The sequence below is a fragment of the Aliidiomarina sedimenti genome (assembly GCF_003986955.1).
GTDB classification, from domain to species: Bacteria; Pseudomonadota; Gammaproteobacteria; order Enterobacterales; family Alteromonadaceae; genus Aliidiomarina; species Aliidiomarina sedimenti.
Window position 1 is genome coordinate 62,936 of record NZ_PIPN01000004.1, and the last position, 13,747, is coordinate 76,682.

The following is a 13,747-nucleotide window of genomic DNA, read 5'->3' on the forward strand; positions in this document are numbered from 1 at the left end:
GCTTAGGTTGCGGCAAGACGGGCTAGTAGCTGGTGCAGATCGGACTGCACGCCGCCCGCTGTGACATGGCGCCCGGCCCCCGGGCCACTGATAACAAGGGGCATTTCCTGATACCAGTCACTGTGTATGACGAAAATGTTCTCACCCGGAATCAAATTGGCGAGCATATCGCCTTCTGCGATGAACTCGATACCAACCCGGGCGTAGCTGCGCTCATTGTCCACCGAGAAACTGGCCATTAAACGGGGCACCTTGCCGTCCTTTTGCGCCTCATCCCATAGCTGCTGCATCGGTGCATCAAGCTCTTCGATACGCTCCCAAAACTCTTCAGGGCTGACATTCTGCAGCTGCCAGGGCAGCAAACTGTTTACTTCGACGTCCTGCCAGTCCAGTTGAGCGCCAATGTCACGGGCCACAATCAATAATTTACGCACGATATCGTGGCAGGATAAGTCTTCGCGCGGATCCGGTTCGGTTAAGCCGGTGGTTTTTGCTTCCTGCACCAGCTCGCTGAACTTAACCTTGCCGTCGAACTTCTCGAACAGCCAGCTCATGGTGCCGGAGAATATACCGGCGATACTGCGAATGTGGTCACCGGAGCGGATCAGGTCATTGAGCGCATAATTGAGCGGCAACCCGGCACCCACCGTGGTGTTGTACAGCCATTCGCGTTTGTATTCGTGCTGAATGGTGCGGATTTCCCGGTACAAAGCCTCTTCTGCAGCACCGGCGCGTTTGTTGGCGCCGATGATGTGCATGCCGTTGGCGAAGAAACTTGGATACATCCGGGCCACTTCACGGGCGTCGGTAAGGTCCATTACCACCAGCTCATCGTAGGGCGCATTCGGCAGTTCGCGAAGCAGCTCCGTTAATACGTAGGGGCGCGCCAGACGTTCGAAATTGTCCTGCCAGTCCTGCAAATCAACGCCGCTGTAGTCAAGCCAGAGACGGGTTGAGTTGGCGATGCCCATAATTCGTACATCAACGTTTTCATTCAGGCGGTCGCGTTGTTGGCGGAACATATCCAGCCACTGACTGCCGATATTGCCGCGACCCAGCACGAGCACGCCAATGCTCTTACGGAAGTTGAACAGCAGGCTATGGAGTCGGTTTAACAGCCGTTGATCAAGCTTCTGGCCGAGCAGCGCAATTGCGGAGTTCTTATTGTCGGCGACCAGAAATTTACGTAGCTGCTGCTCTTCGACTTCCCGTTTGAGGACCCTGAACTGTTCGCTTTCAGCAATACGCGCGCCGACCAGTGCCACCATGCTGTAGCCCGATACTTCGCGCACGTAATGCTCAGCATCCTGCTCTGTCAGCCACTGCTGAACGTACTCAAGGTGGTTTTGATGAAACGCATAGAACTTCTCAGCGGACTCGGCTTCGGTCCAGCTTACCAGCGGGGTCAGGTTGAGCGATTCGAAGTTCTTAATCACATCCTGTCTGGCCACCGGGATGCTGTATAAAACCACTTCACTGAGCGAGGTCAGCACTTTGGCTTTGGCCTCGGTAAAGTCGTACTGGCCAATCCGGGTCTGCTGATTCTCGACCTTCAGACTCGAACGGACATTGATAATCATACGTTCGCGATTAACTGGCTGAAAGGTTCTTGGATGCAGTACCGGGCTGCCTAAGCGCGCCAGCTCCTCTGCTTCGGACCAGTCCAGCGACGGCAAGCTCACCACCCGCTCCACTTTACGCGGATCGGCAGAATACACGCCGGCGACATCTTTCCAGATCGTAACCTGACGCACGTCGATCAGGCTGCCAATCAAGGTGGCTGAATAATCGCTGCCATTGCGACCCAGCAGCAGCGTGCGTCCGCTGCCGGATTCGGCACAGATGAAACCAGTCACAATAAACCGGGTGCCCGCATGAGGGGCAATGCGTTTGAGCAGCGCCTGTCGGCTACTCGCTACATCAATAACCGGCTCAGCGGCATCTGTGGCCGCGAGAAATGTGCGGCTGTCGATGTAATCGGCGCGGGTGCCCTGCTTTTGCAATAACGCTGCGAGCAAGCGCGCGGACCAGAGTTCACCGTAGGCACAGAGCTCGGCAGTCGGAATACTTTCCTCACCCACCAGCCACCGTTGCAGGCGTTGAAAATCGGTGTCGGACAGGTTGAATACATCATCCTGGCTGCGCCCTGACAGCAGTTCTTCAATTAACCCTTGCTGATAACTTTTTAGCGCCTGCAACAGGGTCGCCGCATAGTCTGGTTGATGCTGTCTGGCGTCGATTAATGCGAGGATGCGGTTGGTGGTATCTCCGGCGGCGGATACCACCACCAGATCATTGGCCCCGGCGTATTCAGTGACGATACGAGCCACGCGACGATAACAATATGCATCAGCCAGGCTACTGCCACCAAACTTATGTACCTGAACCTGGTCGGCAATGGCTGCTACACGTTCATCGGTTACCGCTGGGCTTTTGCTCATCTACTGCACTCACATATTACAAATCGAAAGGGATAATAGTAGGCGAAAGGATACCCAAAGCTAAAGTTAAATAGAAGTTTAGATGGCCAGAAGCGTCAAAAAAAGCGATAATTGCGTTGTCATAAGCTTATAACAAAAGAGGTTAAGTCCATGCAATGGAATGGTGAGTACATATATCCTTACGCTGAGCACGGTAAAAAAAGCGAGCAGGTGAAGAAAGTCACGGTTTCCATTCCCACCCGGGTACTTAAAGTTCTTACCGATGAACGCACCCGTCGTCAGGTCAACAATCTGCGCCACGCCACCAACAGTGAACTGCTTTGTGAAGCCTTTTTGCATGCCTTCACTGGCCAGCCGTTGCCGGAAGATGACGACCTGCGCAAAGACAACCCGCATAAAATACCTGCCGACGTGCGCAAAATTCTGGCTGAGCGTGGTATCGAGATTGGCCCGGATGATCTATACGGTGATGACGAGTAGTATACTGATCCCATAGTGACTACGACGATACCGAAAAAGGAGACTGCGATGAGTCGGCATTTTGAAACTGCACCAGGCCTATGTGAAGCGCGTGACAGTGAAACCAACGACTACGTGTTTAACCAGACCATGCTTAGGATTAAAGATCCCGAACGTACCCTGGACTTTTACAGCCGGGTCCTCGGCATGACGCTGGTGAAGAAGCTGCCGTTTCCTGAAATGAAGTTTACCCTGTATTTTCTCGCCGCCATTCCACAGGATGAGCTGAGCAACTGGTCATCGGATGATGCGACGCGGCTGGAACAAACCTTCGGCCGTCCGGCAATGCTTGAGCTGACCTACAACTGGGGCGATAAAGAGAACGACGAGGTGGCCTACCATAATGGCAATAGTGAGCCGAAAGGCTTTGGTCATATTGGTTTCGCAGTACCGGATTTAAGCCAGGCCTGTGCCCGCTTTGACGCACTCGGGGTGACATATGTAAAACGCCCGGAAGATGGCAAAATGAATAACCTTGCCTTTATTCAGGACCCGGATGGTTACTGGATAGAAATATTCGCTCCGCATGGTATGCAGGACGGGTTAGATGATCACCTTGGCAGGGACGAAGGCGAAGCCTAGGGCATGCACCGCATGCCCTGGCGTGCGGTGACTAACGTTGCATGTAGTTCGCAGGTAAATCGATGCGGGCGACACCCGAGGCCACGGCCGCTTCGGCGACCGCTTTTGCAACCCGGGCGCAAAGCCGCGGATCAATTGGCTTCGGAATGATGTATTCCGGGCCAAATTCGAGCTTCTCCGCGCCTGCCGCTTTAACCACTTCCGCAGACACCGGCTCTTTCGCTAACTGACGAATTGCTTCGACCGCGGCCAGCTTCATCTCATCATTAATAGCACTCGCTCTTACATCCAGCGCGCCGCGGAACATAAATGGGAAGCACAGCACGTTGTTGACCTGGTTCGGATAATCCGAACGGCCAGTTGCCATGATCACATCACTGCGGGTTGCCAGTGCCAGCTCCGGACGGATTTCCGGGTCCGGATTCGAGCAGGCAAAGACCACTGGGTTTTCAGCCATTAAGCGCAAATCCTCAGCACCAAACAGGTCTGGCCCCGAAACCCCGACGAAAATATCAGCGCCTTCAATGACTTCCTGCAGAGTACGCTTGTCAGTGTTATTGGCGAACAATTGTTTGTATTGGTTAAGATCGTCGCGACGAGTATGAATCACGCCTTTCGAGTCGAGCATGTAGATATTTTCACGCTGCGCGCCGCATTTTATCAGTAGCTCCATGCAGGCAATAGCCGCAGCGCCGGCGCCCATACAGACAATTTTCGCGTGTTCGAGCGACTTGTTGCGGATCTCCAGTGCGTTGAGCAAACCAGCCGCGGTGACAATGGCGGTGCCGTGTTGGTCGTCATGGAACACCGGAATATCACAGCGTTCAATGAGCGCCTGCTCTATTTCAAAGCACTCCGGCGCTTTAATGTCTTCCAGGTTGATGCCACCAAAGGTATCGGCGATATTGGCCACGGTGTTGATAAAGTCCTGGGTGGTTCGGTGCTTGACTTCGATGTCGATCGAATCAAGTCCGGCAAAACGTTTGAATAACAATGCTTTACCTTCCATCACTGGCTTGGACGCCAGCGGGCCTAAATTCCCCAGGCCGAGAATCGCGGTTCCATTGCTAATCACCGCTACCATGTTGCCTTTGGCGGTGTAGCGATAGACATCATCTGGGTTCTCGGCAATGGCCCGCACCGGTTCGGCGACCCCGGGGCTGTAGGCCAGGGCTAGATCCTTACTGGTTTCAGCGGGTTTCGTCAGTTCAATGCTAATTTTTCCGGGAACGGGTTTGGCGTGGTAGTCGAGAGCTTGTTGACGAAAATCGGTCATGGAATGCGCCTGCTGTGGTTAAGAATTCAAAGCCCAACAAGAGGTTGGGAGCTAAGTCTATATGGCCTAGTGTAGTCCTTTTGTCTGCCATAACAAATCTTACCTGCATGCCGAGGGGCGTAAAACAGACACAAAAAAAGGTTGCCCGGAGGCAACCTTTTTTCGCTGAAACTCTGGCTTACTTAGACTTAAGTGCACCAAAACGTTTCTTGAAGCGGTCGACGCGTCCACCAGTATCCAGAACTTTCTGCTTACCAGTGTAGAACGGGTGACATTCTGAACATACGTCTACGTGCAAATCTTCGCAACGAGTAGAGCGGGTTTCGAATGCATGGCCACAAGAGCAAGTTACCTTGATGGCTTCGTACTTTGGATGAATACCTTGTTGCATGGGATTACCTCATATAATGGGCCGCATCGCCATCCGTGCTTTCCACGAACACCATGCGCAACTAGCTTGGTTAAAAGAGCGGCGGATTTTACCCTGAGCGGGGCCAATGATCAAGCTTTCCAAAGCGGCCGCTAACGTCTAGCCTATACGCCATTGATGTAGCGAAGGAAACTAATCAGTTAATGAACAAAAAAACACCTTTGAGAGTCGTTTATTACGTGGTTTGGAGTCTCATTATACTGATGAGTGCGTTTTGGCTCTATCTCAACCTGATTGACAATGAGGTTCGCTTCGCCCAGGCAGAAGCCATTAGCACCATAGAACACGACACTGCCGACACGGACAGCATCGAATTTGTTGTGGTAGGCGATGTTAAAAGCTCGGTACGGACCTTTGCAGAGGAAATTCTGCCGCAGATTAATTCCAGTTCTGCTCAGTTTGTGGTCTCGGCGGGCAATGCCGTGGCAGGCGGCAGCGAGGAAAGTTACCGCCAGGCCTACGAAGTGTTTCAAGAGCTGCGCTTGCCATATGTACTCAGTTTCGGTGAAAACGAAGCCACCGCGTTTGGCAGTATGCGTTACTACGACAAGCTCGGCCCACACTTTTTCTCACTGCAGGCGGGCCTGAGCCAGCTCATATTTCTTGATCTGACCGGCACCACTGGCATGCAGTGGCAGTTACGCTGGCTGGATCAATTACTGAGCCAGAGTGACAGTCGTTTCCATATCGTTTTTACTGGTTTGCCGGTACATCGGGTGGTTGAGAAAGGCGATGACGATCATGCGGAGCATTACGCTGAACATAGTATTGATGCACAGTCGTTGTCCGCGTTACGCCAGTTGTTCCGTGAGCATCAGGTCGATGCGGTATTTTCGGCAAACTTGCCGCTGTATCGCGACTTTACCGATGAGGGGGTGCGCTACGTCACCACTGGTGGAGCGGGTGGCCTGATCCTCGATCAGGAAGACAGCTATCATCACTATGTTCGTGTCCGCTCAGGCCCGCAAGGGCTTGATATCGAGCCGGTTGAAGTCAATGTGGTCGAAGCCAGCTGGCAACGCTCACTGGGCAGTGCCTGGTCGGCGCTGTTAACCTTTCTGTATGTCAGTTATATCCGCTTTCTGCTCATTTTAGCGCTGCTGATAGCAATCGGTGTGAAGCTGTATCAGCTGATCTTCGTTGAGCGCAATTACTATCCTGATTTCACCCTCGACACCTCGCCCTATCTGAATCAGAGCAAACGGGTGCTAATGCTGACCAATAATTATTTTCCCTTTGTATCGGGGGTCACTGTCTCTATTCAGCGTCTGGTCAACGGCCTGCGCAAGCAAGGGCATGCAATTTCAGTTATGGCACCGCAGTATGCGCAAAAAAGCAGCCATGACCATGAAGTAACCCGGGTCCGTACCCTGTTTGCTTTCGGCAAGAATGCCGATTTTCGTTATGCGAATATTTTATCCCGCTCGGCACGGACGGCGGCGCGGCGGTTTAAACCGGATCTTATTCATGTTCATCACCCGTTCGGACTCGGCAGGCTGGGCCTGTGGATAGGTAAACGGCTGAAAGTACCGGTCATTTACACCTACCATACGCGGCTCGAAATGTACGCCCATTACGTCCCGCTGCCGAGCCGGTTGTTCCGCAATCTGATCTCGCACCAACTGGTGAAGCACTTTTGTAATCGTTGCGATGGGGTCGTGGTACCAACCTGGTCGGTTGAAGAGTATCTGCGCATGATCGGCGTGAAGACGCGGATTATGGTGCAGCCGACTGGTATCGACAGCAAGGCCTGCGAGAGTCTGGCGGACGACAAAGTAAATGCATTACGGACCCGCTACCAGCTGCCGACGGATGCCAGGGTGCTGGTTAGTGTGTCGCGCCTGGGCGCTGAGAAGAACCTTGAATTTTTATTGCTCGCCTTTGCTGAGCTGGTTAAACAATACGACGAGCCTGTTTATTTATTGCTGGTAGGCAGCGGCCCTCAGCAAGCTGAACTGGAAGCGCTGGCGGCGGAATATGCGATCGATAGCCATGTGATCTTTTGTGGTGCGGTGCCACCGGAGGAAGTGGCGCTGCATTATCGCCTGGCGGATTTATTTGTCTTCGCCTCGAAATCTGAAACTCAGGGCATGGTTATTCTCGAAGCAATGAGCTGTGCCCTGCCGGTGGTGGCTGTGCGTGCGAGCGGCATTGACGATGTCGTCATCAATGGTAAAACGGGCTACAAAGTGCCGGAACGAGTCGATCGCTGGGTCGGCGCAGCGACCACGCTGCTCACCGACGCTGAACATTACAGCGCCTGTGCTGCTGCCGCGCGCGACTATGCCGCTGGGTACGATATCCGTATTTTCGCCGAGAACATCAATCAGTTTTATGCTGAGGTGATGGCGGCGCGCGCCGCTGACGAACATAAAAATTAATCAGCCAGAGCGCCGCCAGAGCCAGTACACCGGTGCCAAGGGCGACTAACCATTCACGCCTGGACGCAGCGGTGGCCAGTTGGGTCAGTTGTGCGCCAAAAACAGTGACGGCAATCAGCCCGGGTACGATGCCGATAGCGGAGCCCAGCATGTAGCGCATAAATGGCATCTTGACTGCACCTGCGAGCAGGTTCGTCAGGGTAAACGGCGCGATCGGCAACAGGTTAATGATAATCATGGTGCGCACACTGCGCTGACTCATGTAGCTTGACGCCCGCTTGATTAAGCGGCCTTGCAGCCGGCGTAACGGTGCCTCGCCGACGGCGAGACCGACCCAGTAACACAGCGCAGATGAACTGAGCGTGCCCAGGCTGGCGAACACAGAGCCCCAGAACGGGCCGAACAGCGCTCCCGTCACCACCACCAGAATGGTCAGCGGGAAGAACAGTTGCAGCAATACCACATAGAGTGCAGTCAGATAAAGACCAATTAACCAATAGGGTTGCTGCTGCCACTGACTTAACCAGTCAGTAAGCTGCGCCTGATCCATCCAGCCATGGTCAATAGCCCAGCGCCAAAGCATGCTAAGTGCAACAATTGTCAGTAATGCCAGCAAAATTTTGTACAATGACTGACGCTTAGCCCCTTGCATAGACTGCTTTCCTGTTTTTATCCTGATCATGCAACAGCATAGCAAAGTGCACGCATCGCAGGAACGCGATAGCATGGATTCCTGTAGTTAACTGAGGATTACGTTGTGACCATTATCCGGATAGCGTTGCCGGTTCCCATGATGCGTTTATTTGATTATCAGATAGATAGCGCATTGCTGGCGGGCGTAAAGCCCGGGGCGCGGGTTAAAGTGCCATTTGCTTCACGCCAGTTAATTGGTTTCGTTGTTGCACTCGACGTAACGCCGGATATCGCGGTGGAAAAATTAAAGGCTGTGACTGCAGTTCTGGAGCAGGAAAGCCTGTTTCCGGCCGCTATGTGGAAACTGCTCCAGTTTGCCGCCAGTTATTATCATCACCCTTTAGGCGAAGTTCTGACCCACGCAGCACCCGCGGCTTTGCGCCAGGGCGAGGCCGCAAGCTATCAGACAGTACGACGTTTTCGCCTCAGCCATGAAGGTGAACAGGTCAGTCTGGATGACTTCAAACGAGCCGCGCAACAACAACGGCTACTCGCCGCCCTGCGTGAGAAACCGTTAAGCGCGACTGATATCCGTCGCCAGGACTTCAGCGCATCAGCCCTTAAAGCATTACAAAACAAAGGGTTGATAGTGGCGGAAGAGCACGCCCCTGACTTAACCGGCTGGCGCTTCGCTGCTGGAGAGGACGCGCTCACGCTGAACCAGGAACAGGCGGTGGCGGTGGCTGCGCTGACACAAAGTATTTCCGCCCGGGAAGCTCATGTCTGGTTACTCGAAGGAGTAACCGGTAGCGGGAAAACTGAGGTTTACCTGCAAGCGATGCAAAAGGTGCTTGAACGCGGCGAGCAGATCCTGGTGCTGGTGCCTGAAATTGGCCTGACTCCGCAAACGGTACGCCGCTTCGAACAGCGTTTTAACGTGCCGGTGGTAGCCCTGCATTCGGGCCTGACCGACAACGAGCGTTTGCAGGGCTGGTTGCAGGCCCGGGATAACGAAGCGGCGATTATTATTGGTACCCGCTCAGCAATTTTCACCCCGTGCAAAGCGCTGGGCATGATCATTCTGGATGAAGAGCATGATAGTTCGTTCAAGCAACAGGATGGCTTTCGCTACAATGCGCGTGATCTGGCGGTTAAGCGGGCCCACGATGCAAAGGTTAACCTGATCCTGGGCAGCGCCACGCCATCGCTGGAAAGCCTGGCCAATGCGCTGGCGGGGAAATATCGTCATTTGCAACTGAAGCAGCGGGCGGGGAATGCGCAAATGGCGCGCCATGCCTTGATTGACCTTAAGCAGGAGCGTTTGCAGCATGGTTTGAGTGAAAGCCTGCTGGCGCGAATGGAGCAGCACCTTAAAGCAGGCAATCAGGTGCTGCTGTTTTTGAACCGTCGCGGTTTTGCCAGCGCTTTACTGTGCCACGAATGCGGCTGGGTTGGTGAATGCGCGCGTTGCCAGCGCCCTTTTACCGTGCATCAACAGGCGCATAAATTGCAATGTCACCATTGTGGCGCTGAGCGGGCCATTCCACGTCAGTGTCATAGCTGTGGAAGCCCTCAGCTGATTACTCAGGGGCTAGGCACGGAGCAGCTGGAGAGCGCATTGCAGGAGCGGCTGCCGGATTACCCGGTACTGCGGATTGACCGCGACAGCACGCGACGCAAAGGCCAGCTGGCAGCGCATCTGGACGCGGCGGCCAGCGGTGAATACCCGATCCTGATTGGCACCCAAATGCTGGCCAAAGGGCACCATTTTCCCGATGTGACTCTGGTGGCCTTACTGGATGTCGATGGCGCCTTGTACAGCAATGACTTTCGCGCCGCTGAACGCCTCGGCCAGCTGTATACGCAGGTCGCGGGCCGAGCCGGACGAGCCAGTAAACCGGGTGTGGTGGTACTGCAAACCCATCATCCGGAACACCCTTTGGTGCAGGAGCTGGTTAATAACGGCTATCATGACTTTGCCCGTAGCGCCTTAAGCGAACGACAGCTGGCGCTGCTTCCGCCCGCCGCGAGTATGGCGCTGATCCGGGCTGAAGCGACGCAGGAAATGGACGCGCAGAATCTGTTGCAAGCTATGTCGCAGGTTTTGCAGGCGGCCATGCAGCAGAAAACTCCGCAGGTCCATGTACTGGGGCCGATGCCTGCGCCGATGCCGCGCCGTGCCGGACGTTTTCGCTACCAGTTGCTACTGCATGCCGCGCAGCGAAAAGATCTGCATGCGTTATTGCAGCAGGCGCGTGGTACTCTGGAAACATTACCGCAAACACGCAAAGCGCGCTGGTCACTGGATATTGACCCCCAGGACTTTACCTAAAGCTGGCAAAGGTCACCTAAATCCGTGTGCTTAAACGGATTTGATAGCTTTTTTACGCCGCCGCAGGTTTTTTTTAAACAGCGTAGCGATTAAACTAGCGGCCGCTGATTTTTAATCGATTCTACTAATTTTAAGGTTGTAAGCTGCCATGAAACAGCACATTGAAGCCCTCTTACAGGCTGCCGTTGAGACACTGAAAGATCAAGGCATGCTGGACGCTGACGTCACGCCCCGGATTCAGTTGGACAGGCCGCGTGACAAAAGTCATGGGGACTTCGCCTGTAATCTCGCCCTGACCCTGGCAAAACCTGCGAAAAAGAACCCGCGGGAGCTGGCCCAGGCGATTATTGACGCGCTGCCTGAAAACGACGTGCTGGCGCAATGTGATATTGCAGGCCCGGGCTTTATTAACTTTAAAATTAATCATCAACGAATTATCGACCAGTTAGAGAACGCCTGGCAGGACGAGCGTTTAGGCGTGGGCAGTGCCGGTACCCAGCAAACTATCGTGATTGACTATTCGTCACCAAACCTGGCGAAGGAAATGCACGTGGGCCATTTGCGCTCAACCATTATTGGTGACGCTGTCTCGCGAACTCTGGAATTACAGGGGCACAACGTTATCCGACAGAACCACGTCGGTGACTGGGGCACCCAGTTCGGCATGTTACTGGCGCATATGGAAGACGTGCAGAGTGAGTCCAATGACGTGGCGCTGCAGCTGTCAGATCTGGAAACTTTTTACAAAGCATCGAAGAAGCGCTTTGACGCGGAGCCTGAATTCGCTGACCGTGCCCGCGCCTTGGTGGTTAAATTGCAGGGTGGGGATGACTATTGCCTGAGCCTGTGGCGGCAGTTTATCGATATTTCGCTTACCCATTGCCAGCAGGTCTATGACCGGCTGGGCGTGAAGCTGACGCGCGATGATGTGATGGCAGAAAGTGCCTATAACGATCAGCTCCACAATATCGTTGAGGTGCTGCGTGAGAAAGGGCTGCTGGTCGAAGACCAGGGCGCTCAGTGCGTCTTTATGGATGAATTTAAGGGCAAAGAAGACGAGCCGCTGCCAGTGATTGTGCAGAAAAAAGATGGTGGCTTCCTCTATGCGACCACGGATCTGGCCGCGGTGCGTTACCGTGCTCAGACCTTAAAGGCGGATCGCGCCATTTATGTGGTCGACGCGCGCCAGTCGCTGCACTTTAACCAAATTTTTACCTTGTCGCGCAAAGCCGGTTTGGCCAGCGACAGTTTGCAGCTCGAGCACATGGGCTTTGGGATGGTAATGGGCAAGGACGGGCGCCCGTTCAAAAGCCGTGACGGTGGTGTCACCAAGCTGTCAGATTTACTGACCGAAGCAGAGCGTCGCGCGCAGGTACTGATTGCAGCGAAAGGCACTGACCTCAGTGAAAGCGAGCAGGCTGAGGTGGCTTCGGTGGTGGGTATTGCCGCCGTTAAATATGCCGATCTGTCGAAAAACCGGACCAGCGACTACGTCTTCGACTGGGACACCATGATCAGTTTCGAAGGAAACACAGCGCCCTACCTTTTATACGCATTTACCCGGGTCAGCAGTATCTTCCACAAAGCCGGTATGCAACTGAATGATGTGAATGGTGCGATTATTCTGGCGGCCGAGCAGGACACTGCACTAGCTAACAAGCTGGCGCAGTTCCCGGAAATTATTGCCAGTGTTGCTAACAAAGGCATGCCGCATTTCCTGTGTGGCTATCTGTTTGAACTGGCTGGTGCTTTTTCGTCGTTTTATGAAGCCTGCCCGATTCTGAGTAACGAAGACGAAGCGCTTAAGGCGAGCCGCCTTAAGCTGGCTGCGTTAACCGCACGAACCTTGCAACAAGGCCTGCAGTTACTCGGCATTCCAACCTTGAAACGGATGTAATCAGGTGGCTATCGACTACGCCGATAAAAAGCCCAAGGGCAAGCCAAAAGGCAAAAAGCCGGGGCGCAAACCTGCCTCGCGCGGGTCTAGCAAAGCGCGTCAGGCGCAGTTAGCACGTGCCCGGCAGCGCCGCACTCTGGTTGCTCTGCTGCTTTTTATAGCGGCTTTTATCGCGTTTCTACTCTGGCTCCGCAGTAGCGGCGAGCCAAGCGGGCCGGATGCGCCATTCCTGCTGCAGGAAGAGCAGGAAAGTAGTGAGGTCGAAGCCGTTGAGGTGCCTGCACAAAGCACTCTGGAAGACTTACCCCAGGCGCCACAGGAACGCTGGCGTTACATTGAAGAGCTTGAGAACCATGAAGTTGAAGTGATTGTGCCAGAGCGTGCAGAATCGGCGCGGCGTTTAATGCAGTGCGGCTCCTTCCGGCGCGAAAACGATGCGCAGACTCTGCGTGCAAGCATTGCTATGAACGGTTTTGAGTCTCAGGTCAGACGCACCGAAAGTGCAGAGCATGGGATCTGGTTCCGGGTTATTCTGGGGCCATTTGAGAACTTACGCTCCGCTCAGTCGGTCAATAACCAGCTTCGTCGTGGTGGCATTCATGGCTGCCAGATCTGGTTGTGGAACCTCGATTAACACGCTGCCATTGATTTTTCTGCCGGTCGTCCTCATCTTTTAATCAATGTGAAGAGAGAGGACGGATTATGACAACGATAGTTTCAGTACGCCGCGGCGACAAAGTTGCGATTGGCGGCGACGGCCAGGTTTCCCTCGGTAATACCGTAATGAAAGGCAACGCACGCAAGGTGCGTCGTCTGTACAACGACCAGGTATTGGCCGGCTTTGCCGGTGGTACCGCCGATGCTTTCACCCTGTTTGAGCGTTTCGAGGCCAAACTGGAAATGTATCAGGGCCATTTAACCCGCGCTGCGGTTGAGCTGGCTAAAGAATGGCGAACGGACCGAGCGCTGCGCAAGTTAGAAGCATTGCTGGCAGTCGCCGATAAAACCACTTCATTAATTATCACCGGTAACGGCGACGTGGTTCAGCCTGAGGACGATTTGATTGCCATCGGTTCCGGTGGTCCCTATGCCCAGGCATCTGCCCGTGCACTGCTTGAAAACACCGAGTTAGCCGCGCCGGAGATTGTGCAGAAGGCCTTAACCATTGCCGGCGACATTTGTGTCTATACTAACCGATTCCAGACCATTGAAGTTCTTGATGCCGAGCCTGCTAAGAACGATCCCACGGCCTAGCC

The 13,747-nt window shown here is 54.1% G+C and carries 11 protein-coding genes; 7 read left to right on the forward strand and 4 right to left on the reverse strand.

Features of this window, described 5'->3' with window-relative positions:
* Positions 1-2: 2 nt before the first annotated feature.
* The gene (metL, locus tag CWE12_RS09355; RefSeq protein ID WP_126789448.1) at positions 3-2,441 is read right to left on the reverse strand and encodes a bifunctional aspartate kinase/homoserine dehydrogenase II; all 2,439 of its coding nucleotides are present in this window, start codon (positions 2,439-2,441) and stop codon (positions 3-5) included.
* Between the two features lie 150 nt (positions 2,442-2,591).
* Between metL and metJ the strand changes: the two genes are divergently transcribed.
* Together metJ and gloA are read left to right on the forward strand one after the other, a co-directional pair.
* Positions 2,592-2,921, forward strand: a complete 330-nt coding sequence (gene metJ, locus CWE12_RS09360; RefSeq protein ID WP_126789449.1) for a met regulon transcriptional regulator MetJ — start codon at positions 2,592-2,594, stop codon at positions 2,919-2,921.
* Positions 2,922-2,969: 48 nt separating this feature from the next.
* Complete coding sequence (gloA, locus tag CWE12_RS09365; RefSeq protein WP_126789450.1) at positions 2,970-3,542, forward strand: lactoylglutathione lyase; 573 nt, start codon at positions 2,970-2,972, stop codon at positions 3,540-3,542.
* Positions 3,543-3,573: 31 nt separating this feature from the next.
* On the opposite strand, the gene CWE12_RS09370 is transcribed toward gloA, so the two are convergent.
* Positions 3,574-4,818: a malic enzyme-like NAD(P)-binding protein gene (locus tag CWE12_RS09370; protein WP_126789451.1), complete on the reverse strand. Its 1,245-nt coding sequence runs from the start codon at positions 4,816-4,818 to the stop codon at positions 3,574-3,576.
* A 178-nt stretch (positions 4,819-4,996) separates the two neighbouring features.
* A complete protein-coding gene (rpmE, locus tag CWE12_RS09375) occupies positions 4,997-5,209 on the reverse strand; it encodes a 50S ribosomal protein L31 (protein WP_126789452.1) in 213 nt (70 codons plus the stop codon).
* A 242-nt stretch (positions 5,210-5,451) separates the two neighbouring features.
* Here rpmE and CWE12_RS09380 point away from each other — a divergent pair, with 242 nt between their 5' ends.
* Positions 5,452-7,629, forward strand: a complete 2,178-nt coding sequence (locus CWE12_RS09380; RefSeq protein ID WP_198675728.1) for a glycosyltransferase — start codon at positions 5,452-5,454, stop codon at positions 7,627-7,629.
* Here the strand turns inward: CWE12_RS09380 and CWE12_RS09385 are convergent.
* Positions 7,571-8,281: a TVP38/TMEM64 family protein gene (locus tag CWE12_RS09385; protein ID WP_157981957.1), complete on the reverse strand. Its 711-nt coding sequence runs from the start codon at positions 8,279-8,281 to the stop codon at positions 7,571-7,573. The two genes, CWE12_RS09380 and CWE12_RS09385, sit on opposite strands and share 59 nt — an antisense overlap.
* Before the next feature lie 105 nt (positions 8,282-8,386).
* On the opposite strand from CWE12_RS09385, the gene priA reads away from it, so the two are divergent.
* The 4 genes from priA (at position 8,387) to hslV (ending at position 13,745) form a co-directional block, all read left to right on the forward strand.
* Positions 8,387-10,594, forward strand: coding sequence for a primosomal protein N' (priA, locus tag CWE12_RS09390; protein WP_126789455.1), 2,208 nt, complete (start codon positions 8,387-8,389; stop codon positions 10,592-10,594).
* A 148-nt stretch (positions 10,595-10,742) separates the two neighbouring features.
* Complete coding sequence (gene argS, locus CWE12_RS09395; RefSeq protein WP_126789456.1) at positions 10,743-12,491, forward strand: arginine--tRNA ligase; 1,749 nt, start codon at positions 10,743-10,745, stop codon at positions 12,489-12,491.
* A gap of 4 nt (positions 12,492-12,495) precedes the next feature.
* The gene (locus CWE12_RS09400; RefSeq protein ID WP_126789457.1) at positions 12,496-13,125 is read left to right on the forward strand and encodes an SPOR domain-containing protein; all 630 of its coding nucleotides are present in this window, start codon (positions 12,496-12,498) and stop codon (positions 13,123-13,125) included.
* Between the two features lie 68 nt (positions 13,126-13,193).
* Positions 13,194-13,745, forward strand: coding sequence for an ATP-dependent protease subunit HslV (gene hslV / locus CWE12_RS09405; RefSeq protein ID WP_126789458.1), 552 nt, complete (start codon positions 13,194-13,196; stop codon positions 13,743-13,745).
* Positions 13,746-13,747 lie beyond the last annotated feature (2 nt).